Consider the following 23,116-nt stretch of genomic DNA (forward strand, 5'->3'; position numbering starts at 1 on the left):
GTTTGTTGAATAGGTTTAGTGGAGCTCAAGCAGCTGACTACTGTGATGCCCTTCATGCAGCAGCATAACCGTATAGAGCCCGGCTGGCATACCCGACAGTGATAACTGTAGCCTGTTTGCACCAGGAGCTACAGAAGCCTGTTCCTCATAAACTAACCGTCCAAGGACATCCGTTATCCGGAGCCGGCCCTCTCCCGCTGCTGCTGCCGTAAACGCTATATTTACTTCATCGCGTGCAGGATTTGGAAAAACCCTCAAAGACAGCCCGGAAGGGTATTCATCGATATCCGATAATCCACTCAGTGTCAATATTTCCGGCGCATCAACACTTCCTTCCAGGCGATTAGAAATAAAGGTATATTCCTCATTAATAGGATGCTCCGTTCCGGTAGCTGCATCATACCATTGGAAAGACAGAAGCTCTCCGCCTTCTGTATTCGAGTAGATCGTCAGAAACAGCAAGTAGGCATCAAGAGCTGGCACGTAGACCGGTTGATTGCTCCCCCGGACCACACCGTCGACGAACGCGCCAACCTCGTCCCCTTCCTTTAGGCAATTATCCAAAGCTTCGCTTTGCACCACCGCAATCAAATTCATGGAGTGTTCATATGCATAAGGATCTACCTCCCAGTGTCTGCCACCGGTATAGCTACGCCCTGCGATGCTCACAGATCGCTCTGTGTTGGCACCCCCAGTCAGGTTAGACGGGTAGGACAGCTCATCCGGGAAAGAAAGATTGAGCAGATAGCCTCGCCCTGGTGCCATAAAATTAAGATTGCCTACCCAGCCAGCGCCCGCAACATACTGTGCAAAGGTTGCCTGACCCTTTATAACATCACCATTTAGTGGCGTCAGCGAAGAAAGCGCTTCATTAACACTCATACCCTGACGCGGCAGATAGCCGATCCAGTTCCAGCCAGCCTCAAGTGGCAGGCTAATACTGCCAGGGTCAACCGGCGCCCCCAAAAACTGGACTGAATCCAGCGCCTGCGAACGATACTGGTACATTGTAAGGTGGCTGACTTCTGATAATGAACCTATCCAGCTACCACCACCGGAAAAGTATTGACTGAATGCAGACTGCCCTTTAATTAAGCCGCCACCGGGCGCTGTCAGCGAGCCAAGTGCTGTATTAATCGAGGGATCGGCAAGCTCCACATTATAGGATATCCAGTTCCAGCCCGGTACAAGCCCTACGTTGCGCTGTACCAATGCATTGGTCTGCAGAGACTGCGGAGAAAGAGGCGTACCAATGAGCCCATCAGCTTCAAAATCAAAACTTTCAAGGATATCTCCATACAACAGGCAACCCGAGGCATCCCAAACCTGAAAACTGATCATCCCTGGCTCCAGCTCATTACTGAATATAGTCAGGAATACAAGGTGCCGGTCAAGTTCTTCGGCAGCCTCCACATAACCAAAACCTGCTAGTTGACCATTGATGAAAGCCCCAACCATGTCCATTTTATCAGCTGAAACCTCACCTTCTATATCCAGCTCCAGCGTCATGTTCATAGAATAGGTAAAATCTGCCGGATTAATAAACCAGGATGGTCCCGGGCAGGTCACCCGCAGCTGAACGTCTAAAGGCTCCTCTCCTTCACTGGTAGACATGATCAATTCATGCTCATAAATTTGTGCGACCAGCTCGGCAGGAAACTCAAAGGTAATTTCCACAGAAGAGCCGGGCTGAACTGTACCAGTATTTGGGTAGACTTCCATCCAGTCCGGTACATTACCAATGGTATAATCCATAGCAAAACCGCCTTGATTCCGGATCAGGCGTGTAACAGAGAGCGATTCGCCCTCTTGCATAGCTTCCACGACCGGACCGCCTGCCCAGTAGAGCGTTGAGCGATTCACCAAAAACTCCCATACCGCAGGTTCTTCCAGTTCATTACCAACCAGGTCTTTGATGGCTTCGACCTGTACGCGGAGTACACGGTTTTCGATAAACTGGTTAGGCACATTCGGTACGACAATGATCTTATCCTCATTACAGGTAATAATGGCATCTACCAGCTGTCCGGTCGTAGCATCGTAAAGACCAAGGTTGTTGTTGTTGATATTTGTACCGATGCCATCTGCCTGGAAGACTTCATTGCAGTTGATCCGCTTGGTGAAGGTGATGGAAATTTCGTCGCCCGGGCTAAGTACCTGATCTGCTGGTTGTGGGGTCCCAAAAACTTCAGGTGGGCGCGTTTCCTTCCGGCCTTTGATCACTCTGGAAATACCTGGATTTAGAGAGCCGTCGAAACACTGAGTAATAGCCCGTATTTCGTATGGGCCGTCCACCAGTTCAGTCATATCCCATTGTACAATTTTAAAGACAGGGGCGTTCGCAAATTCCGAAGCTGGCAGCTCTTCGATGTTGATCCATGCACCATCGCCTCCGGTACGGCGGTACTGTACGCGCACCAGTTCCAGATCCGGGTCATCATTGATATAATCATTGAGTGTAATGGACATAATGTTGCCGTCATCGGGCGTCATTACCCAATCCTGCAGCGGAAAACTGATATCGATGGGGCTGCAGGGTTCAAGGTATTCGACATCTATCCGAAACTCTTTGTAGAATTTTGTCAGGTCGCTGGTCTGATACTGACCCTGAGTCTCCGAAGCATCCGGGTCCTGTGCAGCAGAAAGATCATAGCCAACATCAAAGGAATGCTCCCACTGACAACCTGATGCGATAAAAACACCCATATCTTCATAAACATATTCCTCCGGCCCACGCTCAATAGCAAAAAGGAGATCGACCGATTCTCCGGGGAAGAGCTGAAACTCAAATGGTGCTGCGGTGACGTCTCCTCCACTCAGGCTAAAAGCAGCGCCATTGGGGTTGGAATCAGGTACCAGACCGACCAGGAAGACGGAAGGGTCATTACTTACACCTTCAGCCCCTCCAGTATTTGCTGCAGTCACCTCAAAGATAGCAAGATCATTTTCCGGTACATTGATGGCGCTCAGCTGATTGATCGAGAAGGATACCTCCTCACGGTTAAGCGTTCCAGGCTCCCATGGGCATTTAGATTCTCCGCTTTTCAGCTTAAATACGGGAGTACCGAATATAGGATCATCTGCAATATCAATCGTAAAATTGTCATTCAGATCGTCATCGGCCAAGGTGAAGCTCACCTCCCGGGAAGTTTCTTCACTGGTTGTTGTACTGAATTCTTCGCCTCCTCCTATTGTAAAGCCCATACTCACAGTAGTCCCAACTTCAAAGATTTCAAAACCAAGTGTGGTATTATAGCCTGCTTCCCATGCAAATTCGAAGGCAAATTCCGTTTCTACACTTTCTACAGTGGTGATCGTCTCTGAATACTCCGTAAGACCGTCAAATGTGATATTCTCCCGAAACTTAGCTGCATCTTTCAGCTCTTGGTTATATGTCAGAATGTTTTCCCATGCCTTGGCAGATGTGGTGTCTCCAATAAGCAACAGAGAGGGAATCACATCCTTTTTGATCTGCCACTCACTGTATACATACTTTGTGCCGAACCCTTCCGGCCAAACCCTGAGGTTGTTATCCAGGAAGAATTCACAGTTCTCCGGATCATACTTGAGCACATCGGTAGAGCTGAATTCAAAATTAACTGCTGCTCCGACGTACACATCTGCATCTCCATACAGGATATTGTCAGCACTGGAGGTACTGTAACTCTTGTCAACAGTGACACAAAGCTCCGAAGAATTAGTCTCTGTAGTTCCTGCACTTATCGAAGCGGTAATATCTACTTCCGCAATTTGCTCAGTCTCTGTAATTACCCCTCCAAATGGAGTGCCTGCATAAGTGGTAACTTTAGCCCCTAAGTCAATGTTGGTTTCAAGGTTGTTTTCAGTGTTAAAAAGCGTTGCATTCGACCAGTTAGTGCAAGTCGTGGACCCTTCCGCCACACTTGCAAAAGAGCCATCGCCCGGAGGGTCCCGAAGAATTAGGAGCGGCATAGCCGGCGAAGCTGTAGTGAAGGTAGACTCCCGGGATTTTTCGCCGATGATCACCACCTCTGCGATCTCTGTGGCCTGGGAACCATCTACCTCTGCGGTGACCTGAAGGATCTTAGTATATGGCGGAACGATATTGGGAATACCGGCAAAGTACCTCAGCGGATAAGTCGAAGTATCGGATTGGATCTCATACTCATCGGCATCCGCAATTTCATTGTTGATAATCAGATTAAAACTATCCAGGTAGCAGTCTCCTCCATCATAGCGTTCAAAAACCCGGATGTCTGTCGTGTACTCCCGGTAATTATTGGTTGGCATTGACTGCTCAATGAAAGCCACGCCACTGCCCGGGCAGCCCGTTTCCGGAAAGGGGGCTATTTCAACATTAGGGGGTGCGACATAGATGAAGTCTATCGTATCGGCTTCGATCAACCGCAGGTCAGTCTCCTGCCCTCCCTGAAGCTGAAAGTAATCATAAATGACATTGTTGGAGTGCTGGGTCACGGAAACTGCCATAGGCACCGGGGGTAGGTTATTAAAGCTAAAGTTACCTGCCGGATTATCAATCGTAATTTCCTGGCTGTAACAGCCATTAAGAGCAGCTGCCTTAACTTTGACTACGGCTCCGTCGGGAATAACGCTCAGGCGGCAGTCGCCCCCTGCCATCTGTCCCCGTATTTGCCGCTTGGTCTGATTCTGGAAGAGCACGCCGCCGATCGGGCTGATGAGCCGCCGCGCTTCAAAGAAGCCGGGGCTGAAAAGGTGCTCATCGTAAACCGGTGTAAGGACAACGTTACTGCCTGGCTCAAAATCAGCCACAAACCGCCCTTCTTCATCGGTGAAAATCCGGGGGAAATAGGATGACCCGTTGACAAGAATTTCCACGCTGTCCTGAAAGCAGAAGGTATCCTCAAAACGAATCACTCCCGCGATCGTAACGGTCGAGTTGTTCACAAAATCTACATTGCCTACCGCTGTTGCGCTTGGGTTGATATTGACTACCCTTACGTTTGGCTGAAAAGCATTGGGAGTAGCCTCCTGCCGGAAGGCAATAATGGAAAAGGAGCCGTTTATCAGCTGCCCTTCTCCGCTCATCTGCGGGCCGAAATCAAAGATGGACGTGCCCCCCCCTTCATCGAGCGGGAAGTAACTGAGCAAGTTCGGATTGCCTACATCTGTACCCGCACTCTGTACCGGAGAGGCATTGAGTTGAATGACCGGCAGGGTTAGGGTCGTATCGTAGAAAGCCACTTCATCAATAAGGCCGGTAAAGAAGTCCTGAGCAGGCGCACTTCGGGCGGCAAGCTGCCAGGGGCTACCTGTCCAGTCTCCGGTAAGGTTGGCAAACGGGATATCGCCCTGAGGCTCCCCATCGAGGTAATAGCTGACGGTAGCGGTGCCAGTGTTGAGCCCCAAAGAGAGATGCTGGTAGCGGGAGGCCGCTGGCCCCAGCACCTGAGTCTGCCCGTTAATGGTCAGCTTGTAGGTTGCATCTTCCAGCCAGAGTTCAAAGTCTCCCTCTCCTTTGCTCAGCAGAGTCTGCCGGGCGTTCATCTCAAAGGGGTGTACCAGAATTTCCACGGTGGCCGTATCCGGCAGGTCGAAATCCGTAAGAGTAGCATAGGCTTCGTAAGCTGCGTTGAACTCCAGAGCGTAGTGGCTGTAGAAGTTCTTTACCGGGCGGGCAGTAAAGGTTTGTTCCTCGCTGTAGTTGACGCCCTCTACTACGTAAAAGCCTCCCTCGTCGGTAAAGCCTGCGTTTTTCAGGTCCGGGGTGTCTCCATCAAATTGTGCGCCGTAGATCAGCGCATCCATACTGTTATCCGTGAGGTCAAAGACTTTGTTGCCCAGCCCTTCGTCAAACTTCCAGTAAGCAACCAGGCCCTCGGCAGCCTTGGATACGGTCAGATCCTTTGTCAGAAAGATGTCAGTACTATTGAGTGGCATGTTGTAAAGCCGTACATCATCAATTTTGCCGGAGAAGAACCCGTCGTTATCGCGGCGGCTGCCAATGGTGAACCGGGCGGGCCGGCTATCAATGCTGGCAGGCGTGGAAGTGGCGTAGCGCCCGTCCACATAGAGCAGCATGGTGCTGCCGTTGTACACCACAGACACCTGATGCCATGCATTAGGGTCTTCTTCAAATTCGTAAGCTATGGTCGTGGCCATACTCCCATCGCCAATACCGGCTACGATGCCTTTGCCCTGCCCGGCGGGGAGGGTGTGCAGCCAAAAGTTACGGTTCATGTCGCTGCCGAAGTCTACGATACCGCTACCATCATTGCCGTCGCCGATTTGCACGAAAGCCGACAGCGTCCACATATTAGCAGGCAGGGCTTCGTGGTAATCGATACAGAGATTGTCGTTTGCGCCGTCGAACCGCAGAGAACGGCCGATCGTAGGCGTTAGCGTCACATAGGCATTGGCCACCGGGTTGCCAGAGAAGGACTCGAGCTTGCCGGTAACGGTACCATTGGGGTTGACAAATCCAACGGCATGTCCCCGCGCCCCGTTGCCAAACTGATTACGGCCGTAAACGCTGTACTCGTAGAATTCGCCAGCCTGAACATTAAAGTCGATATACTGCGACACACCTGACTCGACTTCCCCCAGAAAAGCGCCGTCCCGAAGGATGACATAACCATCGGAGGGGGCTGCGCTGAGGGGGTCAATTTCCCATTCCAGCAGTACCCGGTCAGGGAAGTCGCCCTGCGAGGCAAGTGTTACCGGTGCAGTAGGTGGCATATACAAGCGGGCCCAGAAACCATGCTCCATTGTCCGCTGCTGAGACTGGTAGCGGGCAGTAAGGGGCTGCCCCACTGTGAAATCCTGTTTGGTGTTGAGGTTGAATGCATTGGTTACACTACCGAAGTTAAAATTGACCGTACCCTGTGCAACCTCCAGGTTTTCAGCCGGGTTGCAAACGGTATCCAATTGAGAACGGGCGGGGGAGGCCAGCAAAAGGCACAGCCATCCCGTAAGCAAGATGTATCTTAGCATTACATTTATTTTTTTGGTGGGATATAATTAGCGCTGTAGGCCTAGTACACTGTGTATTAAGTTAGTGAGTATTTTGAACGAGGGTATTTTTTTCTCAATCAAGGCGCTGCGGAGTCTCGTAGCCTAAGCTACGAAGGTGAGCACGCAACGATGAGTGAGGGAAAAAGAGCCCTTCAAAATGCTTAAAAATTTATTACACAGTGTACTAGTACTTGATCATGTAGTTCACACTCATATTTACCGGGCGGGTCTCGGAGTCGCCGCCGGAGATTTCTACATTGTGGGTATGCGCGCCAGCGAGGCTAGGATTAGTCTTCCACGGAAACCTCGAACCGCTAGCTGCATAATCAGCGCCAACACTTGAACCACTATTTATGAATGGCATTAAGGTGACGCCTTCATGAGTATGCGCACCGGCTTGATCAGTTTCCCCTGTAAAGGGGTTCTCCGGCATAGCCGTAGCATCCTGCTGCAGGCTGCCAAGCTCGCGGTTTTCGTCAATGCCCCGGCCTTCGTCATTGCCGCGCAGGAATATCCCCCGGTAGTCGGGCAGGTTGAAGGTAGCGCCGTTGGAGGTGCCACCGTAGGTAATTCCAATCGCATTGAAAAGATCGGGATACTCGGTTTTGACTATACTGCGCCCATCACAAAGTAAATACCCGGTGGGCACTTTCGTTTTCGGGCCGGCAAATGGCAGAACGGTACCGGCCGGCACGCCATTATCTGCCCGACCAGCAGTAGCGGCGTACTGTACGAACATGGTGTAGGGCGAGTAGGTCAGCTGGGCACGCGGCTGCAGCTCACTGCCGCTGACTTCTATGCCCAGATAAACGGTGCTGCTGAAGATATCCGGGTTTAGTTCTGTCACACTGCCAAGATTATGGCTGTACAGGCCGCCTACGACTTCAACCGCAGCGGTCTCCTCCCAAAGGGCACTACCACCGCTGTTTTCGTGATACAGCCGAAAAGTGACCTGCTGTGTGCCATCCTGTATGGCCATACCATTGGCGTTTTTGAAAGTACCCTGAATACTGATTTGTGGAGTGTCTTGTGCCTGGAGCAGGCTGAAAAACAGGCATAGGATTGCCACTAAAGCCAAAGACTTTTTCATAGATGCAAATTTGTTTTGGATAATGTTAACTGGTTGGAGACTAACCCCAGATTGAAATTTTTCCAAAACTAATAGCTAAAGAAAAAAAAGCCTACTGATGTCCCCCCTCATTTACCCCTCAAAAATACAAGTACCTGATAACCAGAACTTAAAAAAGCACAACTCAATAGTGTGTGGCACTAAAAAAAGCCACATCACACTTGGTTCCGGGATGGCCTGCCAACCGCTTTGGTGTTTATAGCTGCTGCCCCCTGACTAGTTGGGTAAGGAAAGTAGTGAAGTCGATCTGATTTTCGACCTCCATTTTTTTCCGGGCCCGGTAACGGAAATTTTCGACGCTCTTCAGCGAGCGGTCCAGAATCTGGGTAATCTCGCTATTAGAGTAGCCCAGGTAGATCAGGGCGCAGACCTGCCGCTCGGATGCAGTCAGCTCAGGGTATTTCTCTTCGATGAACCCCATAAAGGAAGCCATTTGCCGGTTGAGTTCCTGTTCAATGGAAAAGTTAAGGTGGGTAGCCTGAAACTGATCCATATTGCGCCGAATTTCCTCCACTTCCTTGCGGTCCTCCTGTGATAATGACTTTGCGGCTTTTTGCAAAAGCCGGACCATACGGGTTTCTACTTGCCGGGCGTACAGCAGGAGGGTAGCATTTTTCTGCATCTCCCGCTCGCGCTGTTCCACATCCCGCTGCTGTGCCTGCAATTTCTCTTCTGCCTGAATAGCCTGAAAGGCTGCAATTTCCCGTTGTTGTGCAGCCAGCTTACGGGCTTTGCGATAATTGAGGTATACAAGGATTAACATGGCAATGACGGCTATAAACAAAATAACCAGACCAGTAATAGTGTAACCCGCTTTTTGTAAAGAAGACCCTAAAGCTGCTTTTTCTTTCTTTAGCGTTTCAGTTTGATAAAGGACCCCCATATCCATGAGCTTCCGAACATCAGTACTGTCTTCGGAAATGTGATAAATAGAATCCGCAGTAATCGTATACTGATAGGCTGCCTGATAATCTTCGCGACCGGCAGCAGCGAGCGCCTTAATCTGCCAGGCCCGGTGCGTCATAATCAGATCCGACTGATCCGCGATCCGGTCGAGTATCTTATCTATAATGGCCTCCGGCAGCAAGTTTTCACCGGTTTTTTTATAATACAAATAGAAGACATTGAGGTTAGGCACTTTCACAAGGCTGTCCTCTACTATGGCTTCGGCCTTAAAATCCTCCAGAATTGCCCGTGCTTTTTCCCACTCCCTAAAACTGATAAAGGCATTAGCTTTGGCTGTTAACAACCGGCTGCCGTACTGCCGGTTTTGGTCCTGATACAGCTCGAAAGAATCAAGATGCCGGTAAAATGCTTCGCGTTGCTCCAGTTTGGCATAGACCTGCAGCAGATTGAGGTGCACCAGGGTGCGGACATTGCTGTTGGCCTCGGACAGGGCTATATCCTTCAGCACTGCAGCAGATTGCTCCAATGCTCCCATGCGCAACAGAGCAACCCCCTTGTTGATTTGCGCCATCTGGAAGGCATCCCGCAACCTTATGCTATCCCTCAGGACCGTTGTGGTTTTGTCGAAAAACCGGAAAGCAGAATGGAAGTAGCCTTTGTCCAAATATATTGCTCCTATATTGGAATAGTAGCGCGCGGCTTCACCGGTAGCCCCTTGTGATTCAAAACAGCGGGTCGCATTGCTCCAGTAATGAATAGCCTGATTATGATCTCTGTCCAGATAGCTAAATACGCCTTTTAAACCGAACGCTTTGCCCAGCAGTACGGTGTCTCCGGCTGCACTGGCCTGTTCTATTGCTGCATCTGCAAAAGTTTCAGATGTCTCATGGTCGCCTCCGTAATAGGCGAGCATCCCCCGCTCGTAGAAGAAACGGGCAAGCCCAAGGGTATCCCCAGTGACTTTCAGATGTTCTTCTGCCTCTGACAGTGCCAACTCATAGTATTGCGTGTCGCGCTTTTCCAGAAGCGCCTGCGCATACTGAAGCACGGCTTTCACGTAATCAGCCTCCTGCTGTAATACTTTCAAACGCCCCTGCAAGGAGTCAGGAATTTCCTGCCCATGGCTGTTCTGAATCAAAAAGAGCATACAAGCAACAAAAAAAAAGGAAGCGGAACGTAACATTATGTTGGGCGTAGTTAAAAAAACAATTACAGAGCGGTCAATACCTTATTTCTAAACTGCAAAAGTAAAAAAGTAAATGTGGTAGTCAACAGCAGGGTAAAAAACACCTGTTTCACCTGCAACATAGGAACGATGTACAACTACAGGTGCAACAGCGCTTGGAGCTCGCGCTCATCTGCACCTTCAAAGATTGGCTGATGAAACCGATGCAGTTTTTGCAGCAGATTCAGCAACTGCTGCTTTTCAGCCGTTGTCAGGTCACCCGTCACCACTTCCCCCATCGGTATAATGCGGGCATTTGCTTCTGCCACTACCTTCCGCCCCTTGTCGCTCAGCCGGACCAGCTTGGCGCGGCGGTCCTCTGGGTTGGAAAGCTCTTCGATGTAGCCCTGCTTCTTCAGGCGCTTGAGCACTTCGGTGCCCGTGGATTTCTCCAGGATATTTTTCTGGATCAGGACCGACTTGGTCAGGGGTTCTTCCTGCTCCAGAGTGGCCAGAAATGCCCAATCTGTCATGGAATACAGATCAAGGTGGCGGAAGATACGCCGGGCGTAGTAGGCCGCATAATTGGCCATAAAACCGAAGAACATAGAGATCAGGCCGTCCGTATTGGGGGGCAGGCTTCCCTCCATATTGCCGCCCCGCTCCTGCTGCTGCAGCCATTCCCCAAAGGCAACCGGAGAAAGGTGTTCGGCTTTGTGCTGCTCCTGAAACGCGCCCAGCCAGTCGATCACCTGTTTGGCGTCTTCGATTTTCATAAAGTGCTATTTTGTACTAAAAAAGTTTGATGTCATATAAACACTTTCAAAAACAGAATGTTCTGCTGGCATAAATAACAAATCCATCACCACGACAAAACGACATAATGAAAGTTCAACATTTATTGACTTTATGGCTTGGATTGCTGCTAAGCCCTGCGCTTTGGGCCCAGTCGGGCATCATTAAGGGGCAGGTGACCGATGCCCTGAACAATGAACCTATCGCTTTTGCTAATGTGCTTTTGCTGGGTACCGACATTGGTACTACGACTGACGTAGACGGCAATTTCGAAATCACCGGGCTGGAGCCGAAATTGTACGATGTGCGCGCTTCTTACCTGGGCTATACCAATAAGACAGAGTATGAAGTGCAAGTGACCAACTCCAAGCCCGCCATCGTCAATCTGGCCCTGAGCGAGTCCGCCCAGGATTTAGAGGAGGTGGTCGTCAAAGCTTCGCCATTCACCAAAACAGAAGAAAGCCCGCTTTCCCTGCGCACCATAGGGGTGGCCGAAATTCAGCGGAATCCGGGGGGCAACAGAGATATCTCCCGGGTCATTCAAACCCTCCCCGGTGTGACTACTCCCGCCGGCTTTCGAAACGACCTTATCATCAGAGGCGGTGCACCGAATGAGAACCGCTTTTACCTTGATGACGTAGAGGTGCCGACCATCAACCACTTTGCCACACAGGGGGCTTCCGGCGGGCCCGTGGGATTGATCAATGTGAATTTCATCCGGGAGGTAGAGTTTTACAGTGGCGCCTTCCCTTCCAACCGGGGCAACACCCTGAGTTCAGTTTTGGAGTTCAAGCAGCGCGATGGGCGGGATGACCGCATTGGTGGCACCTTCCTGATGAGTGCCACGGATGTGGGCGTGACGCTGGAGGGCCCTATTGGAGACAAGACCACTTTCCTGGCTTCCGCCCGCCGTTCTTATCTGCAGTTCCTCTTTGATGTGATCGGGCTGCCGTTTTTGCCGACCTACAACGACTTCCAGGTCAAGGTGAAGCACAAGTTTAACAAGAAAAACGAGCTGACTTTCATCGGCCTGGGCGCCCTTGATCAGTTCCAGCTCAACCTGGACGCCAACGAGACCGAAGAGCAACAGTTCCTGCTCAATCAGCTGCCAGTCTCCCCACAGTGGAACTACACCAACGGCCTTGTCTACAAACACTACGCCGACAATGGCTTCTGGACCTTTGTGGTGAGCCGGAATATGCTTAATAACGAGAGCGAAAAATACCTGGACAACGACGACAGCAGCGAGGAGAACCTGACCCTGCGCTACAAATCCCAGGAAATTGAAAACAAGCTGCGGGTGGAACACGATATCCGCTTTGGCGATTTCAAGCTCAACTATGGCCTGGGCTATCAGTATGTGAAGTACAACGTGAGCACTTTTAACCGCATCTTCACCAGCGCCGGGCCACAGACCATCGACTTTGCCTCCAACTTTGACCTCAACCGCTATGCATTGTTTGCTCAGGGCAGCCAAAAATTTGTGGATGAGCGCCTGACCCTCTCCCTGGGCTTCCGGATGGATGCCAATGACTACAGTACCGAGATGAGCAACCTGGGGCAGCAGTTCTCGCCACGCTTCTCTGCTTCTTATGCCCTGACTGAACGCCTGGCAGTCAACTTCAACACCGGCATTTATTACCAGCTGCCCCCTTACACCATACTGGGCTATCAGGAGGACGGCGTGTTCGTGAACCGGGAGAATGGCATTAAGTACATCCGAAACGATCATGTGGTGGCTGGATTCGAATACAACACGGCTTCCAATTCCAAAATTTCCATCGAGGGCTACTACAAATACTACTATGACTACCCTTTCCTGCTGCGCGACAGCCTTACGCTGGCTAACCTGGGCGGCGACTTTGGGGTACTGGGCAACGAGCCGGTTGTCCCCCGTTCTGAAGGCCGCAGTTATGGACTGGAATTCCTCTTTCAGCAGCGCCTGTACAAGGGTTTCTACGGCATAGCATCGTATACCCTGGGCTGGAGCGAGTTTGAGGATAAGAATGGCAACTTCGTCCCTTCCTCCTGGGACGCCCGCCACATCGCCAACATAGTCATCGGCAAGCGCTTTGAGAAAAACTGGGAAGTGGGGGTTAACTGGCGCTTCCAGACCGGGCTGCCTTTCACTCCTTTCGACCGGCAGGCGTCCGCCCTCGTCCTCAACTGGCAGGCCAACGGGCGGGGCATCCGGGATTTCGACCTGCTCAATACCCGGCGTGCGGACCTGTTCAGCGCGATTGATATTCGGGTGGATAAAAAGTGGTTTTTCGACAAATGGAGCCTGAATATCTTCCTGGACATCGAGAACGTTACCGGCAATGGCGTAGGCCAGGATCAGCTCATCCTGGACCGCCCGCTGGATGAAAACGGGCAACCGGTCGGCGGCGGCATCATCGTCAACCCCGATGCACCTATCAATCAGCAGCAGTTCCAGCTCAAGACCATTAATGATGCTACGGGTACGGTGGTGCCAAGTATCGGACTACAGATTGAAATATAGGTCTACCGGTAACCGGTTGTCAGGCGAGTTTAGTAAATTGGAAGCCTGACAACCGTTTTTTCAATTAAAACCTAATACGTCATGAAAAAGAACATGGGAAACACCGACAAGCTGGTCCGGGTCATCATTGCTGTAATCATCGCTGCTCTGTACTTCACGAATACCATTACAGGCACTTTGGGTATTGTTTTATTGGTCCTGGCGGGCGTTTTTGTACTCACAAGCGTCATTAGCTTTTGCCCGCTCTATGCTCCCTTTGGACTGAGTACCTGCAAAAGGGCGTAAGTTTTTCACTTTGAAACCACATACTAAAAAAGCCGCTTCCGGAGTACCTGGGGCGGCTTTTCAATTTCTTTACAGGAATAGCACTATTCAGCGTATTCCGTAGGTATTTCTGAGTGGTTTTGTTCAAAATTCATGTCAATTATCCGAACGGCAATATACGAACCGATCAGGCTCACCGCAATACCCTCCGTAAAGACAAACAGGCTGGCTGTGAATGGGTTGAAGTACTTTCCAATCGGAATGGTATCCTGAATATAATTCATGAAAGTATCGTCGCCAATAAGGTAAAACATAACAAAAGCGGTGAACGGCAATACCCCGATGATGGAGGCGTACATTCCGGTTACCACACCGGACACATAATTATTAACAGTATCCGGATTCTCGCGCCGGTAGCGGCGGATAGCCATATAGAGTAATCCAATGTGCGCAAAACCGTTGAGTATCCTCAGGTTATAATTTCGGATTTGAATGACCTCGTGCATTAATAAAAATAGCCCAACAAAACTGGCTAATAATAACAGTCCGTACTTAATTGCAATCTTATTCATATCGTGATGCTTGATTTCTTATAAAACTGGAAATCAGGCACCTATGTTTACAAACTGCCGTTACGAGTTCAAAATTGGTGCCGGAACCCAATGCTGTTGCCGGTGAAGGAAAGCCCTTGCAGCAGGGGCTGCAGGTCGTCATTGCCACTCGCCTGCCAGAAGTAGGCGGCCAGGTCAAAAACAAATAGAAACCCGCCCTGAAGAATGATGGATTTCCCAAAACCCCGCAGGCGCTCCGGCTTTTCCTCGGTGTTTTTAGCACGCTCTATCAGATAGGCACCGCCCAGCATGTACCCTACGTCCAGCCCGGCATTGAACAGGAAGATTTTCTGTACGCTGTGCTGCTCATTGATGCTCTCCGCCAGGCTTAGGGCAGAGGGGTCGCCTTTGGTGGCAGCGATGTACCCAGCGGTGGCCAGGCCCAGGTTGACCAGGTTCCAGCCGGCATTCATCCCATGGAAATAGCGGCTCTCGCCGGTGCGCTGACTGGCTAATGTGGCACCAAGGGCGATATTGCCTACCGCCCAGCCTCCCAGTACCATCATACTGGTTTTCTGTTTCTGCAGGCGATTTTGGTTGAAATCGGTCAGGGCATTGGTCTGCGCATAGCCCAACATCAAAAAATTGAAGAAAGTGAAGGTGAGGAGGATCCGCTTGGTTGGCATAGCTTCGGTTTTTGATGTAAGAAATCTTCCCGGGCGGGGAATGTTCATCAAAACTTCAGATAATACTGCCTGCAGTGGGATTCTGCAGGCAGTACTTTCTTAGTCTTCCCGAAGAATGGCCACCCCCCAGGGCTCCAGCGGAAGTACGGTCTGCCCATTGTACTTTTTGCCCGTCAGCAGATCCGTGCTGCGCATGACTGGCCCTGCGGTCGTTTGAGGCTCGGGGCTGTAGTTGAAAACGTAGTGCAGGACGGCTCCCTGCCCGTTTACGCCTTTGCGGATGATAACAGGGAAGTGTGTATTTGGGCGCTCTACTCCTGCCTTGCCCACTGCGTCAGCGATCAGTTTTTGCATAATCGCAGGGGAGGGCCACGCTCCAATGTAGGTGGCCTGCCCTTTGCCATACCGGTTTTGAGTAATGCAGGCGTACCTGCCCCAGTGAGGATGATCGTAGCGCCCCAGCACCTCCGCTCCTTCGGGGGTTAGCAGTTCCGCCCAGATGGAGACATAATTGTCCGATTCCCCCACCCCGAACGGGTCGTCCTTTAACGGCAGGCGGTCAATACCTGTGAACTGCTGATAGGAAAACCCTAAAGTTTCCCTAAGCATTGCGGGCTGCCGCTCCATGTGCACCTGTACGTGCTCATCCGTGAACCCGCTTTTGAAACCATAAAGGATATGCCCGCCGTTTTCCACGTAAGCATTAAGCTTTTCGAGCTCAGCATCAGAAGCGGTGTAGAGCGGAGGCACAAGCAACAGTTTGTATCGGCTCAGGTCATCCACGGTATGGTCAGCGAAATCTGCCTCTACATTCATTTTGTAAAGGGTTTCGTACCAGTTGCGCACGATATCGTTATAGTCCATCTGTTTGCTGAAGGCAAATTCCTTAAGGGAAGTAAGCGCTTCATTGCTGAAGTAGATAGCGACTTCATTGTCTTTTTTAAGATTTACCAGGGCCGGGCTGAGCTCTTCAAGTTCGGCTGCGACCTCCTTTGCTTCGAGATAAGTGGGGTTGGGCTCCATATCGTGAGAGAGCAGTCCTTTCCAGTAAGTCTCTGCACTGTTATGAATGGAGTGCCAGTGCCAGTACATTACCGCGTTGGCTCCATTGGCGAGGTGGCTGTAGGCTTGAGTGCGGAGTTGCCCTGGGTACAGCAACTCCTGATTGGAAGGACCAAGGATGCTCTGCGCGGAGGTTTCCACCACCAGGTAGTTGTCCTGCTTCATAGAGCGGGCCAGGTCACCTCCAAAAGCAATCATAACTCCGTCGAGGCGGTCACCGGTGCCATGGTAGATATCGATACCGGCAATATCCATAGCCCGGGCGGCTTCAAAGTGGTCTACGCTAGCCTGTATGGCATAGCTGCCGCTGCGCCAGTCCATATCGAAGTTTTGCGTCACGAACTGATGCGGCTGCTTGTATTCGTTGACAATATCCACCTGCCAGGCCAGATATTCCGTCACGAGCAGGCGGCGGAATTTTTCGAACTCATTGCGCAGGCTGCCGTTGATGGTACCGATGGTGGAAGGCATGTCCGCCCAGTCAAAAACAGAGTTGCTCCAGTAGTGCAGCCCAAAGGCTTTGTTCATGGCTTCCGGCTCACCGAATTTAGCCTTCAGGTATGCCACAAACTGCGCCTGAACATTGGCGCCTTCCGCACCGTAGTGTTTGGTTTCATTATCGACCTGAAAGCCGATCACCGCCGGGTGGCGGGCCGTAGTTTCCATCTGCCTGCGAATGATACGCTCGGCATGGAACCGGAAAGCCGAATTGGAAATATCCATAATCTGCCGGGCGCCATAGGGGCGTTGCCCGTTTTTGTTGGTGAGCAAAATGTCAGGATGTTTTTTAGCCAGCCAGGAAGGTATAGCGTAAGTGGGCGTACCAATAATTACCTTTAGCCCATAGGCATGCAGCGTGTCAAGGATGCGGGTAAGGTAGTCCGTTTTGAACACACCGTCCTGCGGCTCCTGATAAGCCCAGGTCGATTCCCCAATGCGCACCACATTGATCCCGCAGTCTTTCATCATTGCAGCATCTTCCGACAGGCGGTCGGTGGGCAGGTATTCGTAATAATAAGCCACCCCATATAGGATTTCGTCCATTTTGCCAGGGGTAAAAGCAGGTTGTGCCCACACAGAGGCACTAACAGCGCTAAATAGCGTCAAAAAAAGGAGAAGTCGCAGTAATTGCATCATGTTTTAGTGGTTTTGAGCCTGTTTTTACCTGTCAATATAGCGGACTGGCATACAGGTGAGCACAGGATGCGCCTTCACTTTATAAGAACCGCAACCCGGCTTAGTGTACTTTTCACAAGAATACCTGTGCTTTCCGGTGAATTCCGGTTATTTTTGCAGCCTCATTAAAAACCATTCTGTATGATTGGCCAATTGAAAGACAATAAAATACAACTCAAGCGCATCTTCATTGAGTCTACACTCCCGGATGCCCTGCAGCCCCTGAAGGTGCTCGCCAACAACATCTGGTGGTCCTGGAACAAGGAGGCCATCGCGCTTTTCGAGTACATTGATAAGGAGCAGTACATTGCGCTGCGCTATAACCCCGTTGCTCTGCTGGAGCAGCTTTCGCCAAAGCGGGCCGAAGAACTGGTGAATGACAAGGACTTTCTTCAGCGCCTGCAAGGTGTGGTCAGGGAATTTGAAGCCTACATAGCAGTCAGCCCGGAAGCGGGCAGCCCCAAAATTGCTTACTTCAGCATGGAATACGGGCTGCACATCTCCCTGCGCCTCTATTCCGGAGGATTGGGCGTGCTGGCCGGCGACTACCTGAAGGAAGCTTCGGACGACAATTCCAATATGATCGCCGTAGGCTTGCTGTACCGCTATGGCTACTTCGAGCAGGCCATTTCCCTCCACGGCGATCAGATCAACAACTTCCCGCCACAGAAATTTACCAAACTGCCCATTCAGCCGGTGCGCGATGAGCAGGGCGAGTGGGTCAAAATCAGCGTTGGGCTGAAGGGCCGTATGGTCTACGCCAAAGTCTGGGAACTCAAAGTAGGCCGGATATCGCTCTACCTACTCGACACGGACATTGATGAGAATGAATGGCACGACCGCTCCCTGACCCACCAATTGTACGGAGGGGACAATGAGCACCGCCTGCGCCAGGAAATTCTCCTGGGCATCGGGGGCATCCGTGCGCTGCGGGCTTTAGGCTATGATGATGCCGATATCTACCACTGCAACGAAGGCCACGCGGCATTCCTCAACCTGGAGCGCCTGAAGAATTACATTCAGCACGAGGGCATGAGCTACGAAATGGCACTGGAAACGGTGCGTTCCTCTTCCCTCTTCACCACCCACACACCGGTACCGGCCGGGCACGACTACTTCCACGAAGACCTGCTGCGGGAATATCTTTACAGCTATGCTGCGGAGCTTGGCATCGAGTGGTCGCGGTTCGTCGCCCTGGGCAAAATTGACCCGCACAACCACGATGAGCTGTTCTCCATGAGCCACCTGGCCATCCGCCTTTCACAGGAGGTCAACGGGGTAAGTGAATTGCACGGGGCGGTCTCTCAAAAGATGTTCAAAGTGCTTTACCCGGGCTACCACCCCGAGGAGCTCCACCTGGGATACGTGACCAACTCTGTCCACTACCCGACCTGGATTGCGAAAGAGTGGAATGACCTTTACCTGGAGACCTTTGGTAATGGCTTCCTCCGCGATCAGTCCAATAAGGAGTACTGGCGCAAAATCCACAATGTCCCTTCTGAGCAAATCATGGGCATCCGCCGCAAGCTTAAGGCCCGCCTGCTCGACTATGTGCGGGAGACTATGCAGGAAGACCTGACCCGCCGGGGCGAGAACCCACGCAGTATTTTTGAGCTGATCAACGCCATCAAAGACAACGCGCTGGTGATTGGCTTTGCACGCCGGTTTGCCACTTACAAGCGGGCCCACCTGTTGTTCACCAACCTGGAGCGCCTGAGCAGCATCGTCAGCAACAGTGACCGACCGATCATCTTCCTGTTTGCCGGTAAGGCCCACCCGGCTGATGGCGGTGGACAAGGGCTGATCAAGCACATCATTGACGTATCCAAGCGGCCTGAATTCCGCGGCAAGGTGATCTTCCTCGAGAATTACAACATGGAGATGGCCAAGCTGCTGGTACAAGGTGTGGACATCTGGCTCAATACCCCTACCCGCCCGAAGGAAGCTTCCGGTACGAGCGGTATGAAAGCGGCTCTGAACGGCGTGATGAACTTCAGCGTACTCGATGGCTGGTGGGCAGAAGGCTACCGTCCGGATGCAGGCTGGGCCCTGCCGCTGGAGCGCACCTACGACAATCAGGACCTCCAAAATGAGCTGGACGCCGAGTCCATCTACAATATCCTGGAGTTTGATATTCTGCCCACCTACTACGAGCAGGATGAGAACGGCATTTCCGAAAAGTGGGTCAGCTACATCCGGCAAATCATCGCGGAGGTCGCCCCCGATTTCACCATGAAGCGGATGCTCGACCACTACTACGAGCGCTTCTATCACAAGCTGGCGCAGCGGGGCCGTGCCCTCCGTGCCGACAACTACGCCGGTGCACGTCAGGTAGCAAAGTGGAAGCATACGATGGAGCAGCGCTGGGACCGCATCGAGCTGGCGCAAGCCGACACCTTCGACAGCGACAACCGCGCCCTGCAGGTCGGCGAGCACTTTTACGCTGACCTCAAGCTCTACCTCAATGGAGTATCTGCCGAAGACGTAGGCGTGGAAGTCGTTTTCTTCAGCCGCGTGGATGAAGAAGTCCTGAAGCTTCAATTCAAGGAAGAGCTGGAACTGAAGGAAGTCAAAGACGGCGTCGCCACCTACCACTGCGAGCTGGATCCCAAGCTGGCGGGTGTGTACGAATACGGTTTCCGGGCCTTCCCGAAATCCGGTCAGCTGGCGCACCGTCAGGATTTGCCGCTGGTGAAGTGGTTGTAGAATAGTATTTTGAAAATACAGCGGCCGTGCCACTCTTGTAGTTGTGGCACGGCCGTTTTTTTTTATTGACTTCTACAGCCTGAGTTTTAATGCTGCCCCAACTCCTTTAAAAGCATTGTCCTTTTACCTTTAATTGAAGGTTTTTATTACTTCTTGACCGGCACTAATCTATTACAGATCGTATTAGTAACTTGAAAATCAATTAAGATCAGGCTATATTGCCTTGAACAATAGCTATGAGATGGAAAATAATCAATGCATGGGCGATGCCGTCTTCCGGGCCCGCAGCCTTTACCATTTGGTCGATCCGACATATCGATTTAACAATTCAGCCCTTTGCCAACAAAATGCGGCGATGCAGGTGCCAAAAGCAGCACCACCGCTTGACTTCACCCTGTTTCCCAACCCCACCTCCGGCCTTACGGTGCTACAATTTAACACGCCGATCACTGGCCGGATCAGCGTTACCCTCTATAGCCTACAGGGTCAGCCAATACTACAACAAATGGCTGAGGAGGGCGCACAGCACGTTTTGCTGGAAACAGCAGCTTTACCCGGTGGGACTTACTTCTGCAGGGTGACTGGAGCTGATGGAATAACGGGCGTGAAGAAGTTGGTGAAGTTATAAGATCATAACCAAGGGCTATCCAGTAATGTCTTGGATAGCCCTTGTTGAATAAAGCGTAAAACATGAAACACTGGCTTCAACAAATACTTCTACCTTTATTTTTGCTTGCTCTGATCACTGCAAATGCTCAAAAGCATGATTTTGCGTGGCTTATGGGCTACAATAGTGAAAACCCAATAGGCTATGAAGGCATGGTTCTTAACTTCAATGAAATGCCCCCCGAAGTAGCCCCCTTCCCTATAACTGCAAATCTCTATATAAGCAGTGCATCCATTTCGGACAAAAATGGCAGCCCTGCTTTTTATACCGATGGCTGTCATATTTACAATATGGCAGAAAACATCATGGAAAACGGCAACAGTATCAATCCAGGGGCTATCCACCAGATTCAATGTGGCCTAATTGGCTACACCGCCGGCCGCCAAAGCAGTTTAATTCTGCCCATGCCCGGCAGCGACAGCCTCTACTACCTCTTCCACAAGCGGATCATTTATCAGGAAGAGCCGGTCTTTGATGTCATCACCGACCGTATCCTTTATTCTGTAGTAGATATGAGCGCCAATCAGGGGCTGGGCCGGGTGGTGGAGAAAAATGTTGCCCTTTTTGAGGAACCTACGGTAGGGGGGCAATTAACGGCAGTAAAGCACGCCAACGGGGAAGATTGGTGGATTGTGAACGCTTTGGATCAATCCCCAGAATATGCTTTTTTTCTACTCGATAATACGGGCGCTGCGTTTTCTCATATAGATTCAATGGGCCTGCCAGCTTCCTATAGTGGATCAAGAGGCGGTCAGGCCAGCTTCTCCCCCGACGGCCGCTACTACGCCCGCTACAGTGCCGACGGGCTCTTCCTCATGGAATTCGACCGGCAGGCCGGGGCGCTGAGTGCGTTTCAGCATATCCCCATACCGGACGTGCATGCACGGGGCGGGGTAGCCTTCTCCCCCAGCTCAGAGCTGTGTTACGTCAGCGCCTTTGATACCATTATGCAGTTTGACCTCATGGCACCGGACATTGAAGCTTCCGGTGTTGTCGTTGCGGTATATGATGGCTTTCTGGATAATTATGCTATTACCTTTGGAAACCTTCAACTTGGGCCAGACTGTAAAATTTATAGTAATGTATTTGCTACCGTGCCTTATCTTCATGTCATACACCAGCCCAATGAAAGAGGCACTACCTGTCAGGTAGAGCAAAGGGGGCTACAACTGCCTCACCGGCTCGCTAGTACACTCCCCCACTTCCCCAACTACCGCCTCGGCCCCCTAATCCCCGGCGAGGCACCGCCTCCGCCCTGCGAGACGGTGGTGAGTACGCCTGCTGTGCCGCTACAGGCCGGGCCCGGCTTCAGCCTCTACCCCAACCCTACCTCCGGGCTTACGACGGTGGAATTCAGCACCCCGCTTTCCGGCAGGGCAAATGTCACCCTCTACAGCCTTCAGGGGCAGCCGGTACTGCAACAAACGGCAGGAGAAGGCGCACAGCATATCCTGCTGGAAACAGCGGCATTGCCCAGCGGGACTTACTTTTGCAGGGTGATGGGAGCTAATGGAGTGATAGGCATGAAGAAGTTGGTGAAGTTATAATGGTAAGCGTTTTCTGATTTTGGAGTCAGTCTCTACATTAATATTTGTACAGAACGACCAGCTAAATGGCGCTCGATCTGTCAGAAAAGTACAATGATAGCGAGGTAAAAAAAGGTAGCCGGACTTGAAAAATTTACCTTTGCTTTTGGGATAAGCAGGCAGGCATTAAGTCAAACGAAGAAATTGGGAAAATTGCCGGCTACCATTGTATGTTGCTACCGTTCTGCCCCTGCGAAATTTGGGAAACGCAAAAGCAGAAACCATATTTAGGGTAAACCGTGGTAATCTGTTGAGAACAAGATGGGAAGGCCAAATCCTCAGGCACCAACGGCATGACCACTCTGCCATCAGCCGTAGCTGATGGGCAGATTAGGTCGTCTTGTAGTTAGTTGCTCTTCCGGACTTGGGGGGAAGTCGGCTACTGATCCCGGAAATAGATCAGCAGTTTAGACTATATTGGGATTTCACCCTTTGGGCTGCATTTGTCAAATTTCATCCTGTACTTCGTTGCTCTTCAGTCGCTTAGCTCAGGCTAGGCTCCTTCATCGCGCCTTGTTCAGAATAAAATTTGACTACATTCGCTCCAAAAGCGAATTCCCAACATAGTCTTAGGTTTAAGACTCCCCTGGATTTTGATTTGCTGCCCAAAGAAACGAAAAAAATCAAATATTCTTTTCTTTAATCTAAATTATTGACCGGCAGAGGAGGCTTTTACCCCTCCCCACCGGTCAATGGCGTCATGGGATTATACAGGTTTTAGGTGTAATTCATTGCTTTATCCGCTCAGGTTTTTAAACGTTACGGATTGAAAGGAAAAAATTTTGGAAAAGTTTTTTTGTGGTGCACGCGAAGAGCGCGGAGGGAGCACGCGGAGTACGCAAAGTAACAAATGGCACCACTTCGCGCCCTGTGCGAAAATCTTCCTCTCCTTAGCATGAAATCTCTCGCAAATCATGAACTGGGCACATAGAGAACGCAAAGCAGAAT

General features: G+C 51.1%; 12 protein-coding genes. 5 read left to right on the forward strand and 7 right to left on the reverse strand.

From position 1 onward, the window contains the following. Nucleotides 1–15 precede the first annotated feature (15 nt). The 4 genes from IX84_RS27250 to IX84_RS27265 form a co-directional block, all read right to left on the reverse strand. Entirely contained in the window at nucleotides 16–6,951 is a 6,936-nt protein-coding gene (locus tag IX84_RS27250) for a LamG-like jellyroll fold domain-containing protein (protein WP_044228672.1), read from the reverse strand. Between the two features lie 205 nt (nucleotides 6,952–7,156). Further along, the gene (locus IX84_RS31625; protein ID WP_052516453.1) at nucleotides 7,157–8,062 is read right to left on the reverse strand and encodes a phage tail protein; all 906 of its coding nucleotides are present in this window, start codon (nucleotides 8,060–8,062) and stop codon (nucleotides 7,157–7,159) included. 235 nt (nucleotides 8,063–8,297) lie between these two features. Further along, on the reverse strand, nucleotides 8,298–10,094 hold the full coding sequence (locus IX84_RS27260; protein ID WP_160213962.1) for a helix-turn-helix domain-containing protein: 1,797 nt from the start codon (nucleotides 10,092–10,094) through the stop codon (nucleotides 8,298–8,300). Between the two features lie 236 nt (nucleotides 10,095–10,330). Beyond that, nucleotides 10,331–10,948 (reverse strand): MarR family winged helix-turn-helix transcriptional regulator, encoded by a 618-nt coding sequence (locus tag IX84_RS27265; RefSeq protein ID WP_044228678.1) that lies wholly within the window; start codon nucleotides 10,946–10,948, stop codon nucleotides 10,331–10,333. Nucleotides 10,949–11,055: 107 nt separating this feature from the next. Between IX84_RS27265 and IX84_RS27270 the strand changes: the two genes are divergently transcribed. Together IX84_RS27270 and IX84_RS27275 are read left to right on the forward strand one after the other, a co-directional pair. Further along, complete coding sequence (locus tag IX84_RS27270; RefSeq protein WP_044228681.1) at nucleotides 11,056–13,470, forward strand: TonB-dependent receptor; 2,415 nt, start codon at nucleotides 11,056–11,058, stop codon at nucleotides 13,468–13,470. 81 nt (nucleotides 13,471–13,551) lie between these two features. Continuing rightward, nucleotides 13,552–13,755, forward strand: coding sequence for a YgaP family membrane protein (locus IX84_RS27275; protein WP_044228683.1), 204 nt, complete (start codon nucleotides 13,552–13,554; stop codon nucleotides 13,753–13,755). Between the two features lie 83 nt (nucleotides 13,756–13,838). Here IX84_RS27275 and IX84_RS27280 read toward each other — a convergent pair whose 3' ends face one another. The 3 genes from IX84_RS27280 to IX84_RS27290 all read right to left on the reverse strand — a co-directional run bounded on the left by IX84_RS27280 (nucleotide 13,839) and on the right by IX84_RS27290 (nucleotide 17,077). Continuing rightward, on the reverse strand, nucleotides 13,839–14,306 hold the full coding sequence (locus tag IX84_RS27280) for a DUF4199 domain-containing protein (protein ID WP_044228686.1): 468 nt from the start codon (nucleotides 14,304–14,306) through the stop codon (nucleotides 13,839–13,841). A gap of 68 nt (nucleotides 14,307–14,374) precedes the next feature. Beyond that, nucleotides 14,375–14,971, reverse strand: coding sequence for a DUF6992 family protein (locus IX84_RS27285; RefSeq protein ID WP_044228689.1), 597 nt, complete (start codon nucleotides 14,969–14,971; stop codon nucleotides 14,375–14,377). A 99-nt stretch (nucleotides 14,972–15,070) separates the two neighbouring features. Continuing rightward, the gene (locus IX84_RS27290) at nucleotides 15,071–17,077 is read right to left on the reverse strand and encodes a beta-galactosidase (protein WP_044229003.1); all 2,007 of its coding nucleotides are present in this window, start codon (nucleotides 17,075–17,077) and stop codon (nucleotides 15,071–15,073) included. A 273-nt stretch (nucleotides 17,078–17,350) separates the two neighbouring features. On the opposite strand from IX84_RS27290, the gene glgP reads away from it, so the two are divergent. The 3 genes from glgP to IX84_RS27305 all read left to right on the forward strand — a co-directional run bounded on the left by glgP (nucleotide 17,351) and on the right by IX84_RS27305 (nucleotide 22,129). Beyond that, nucleotides 17,351–19,915, forward strand: coding sequence for an alpha-glucan family phosphorylase (gene glgP / locus IX84_RS27295; RefSeq protein ID WP_044228691.1), 2,565 nt, complete (start codon nucleotides 17,351–17,353; stop codon nucleotides 19,913–19,915). A 241-nt stretch (nucleotides 19,916–20,156) separates the two neighbouring features. Beyond that, a complete protein-coding gene (locus IX84_RS27300) occupies nucleotides 20,157–20,543 on the forward strand; it encodes a T9SS type A sorting domain-containing protein (protein ID WP_081968982.1) in 387 nt (128 codons plus the stop codon). Between the two features lie 62 nt (nucleotides 20,544–20,605). After that, a complete protein-coding gene (locus IX84_RS27305; protein WP_044228698.1) occupies nucleotides 20,606–22,129 on the forward strand; it encodes a T9SS type A sorting domain-containing protein in 1,524 nt (507 codons plus the stop codon). Nucleotides 22,130–23,116 lie beyond the last annotated feature (987 nt).

Origin of the sequence: Phaeodactylibacter xiamenensis (genome assembly GCF_000759025.1) — a bacterium.
GTDB lineage: Bacteria > Bacteroidota > Bacteroidia > Chitinophagales > Saprospiraceae > Phaeodactylibacter > Phaeodactylibacter xiamenensis.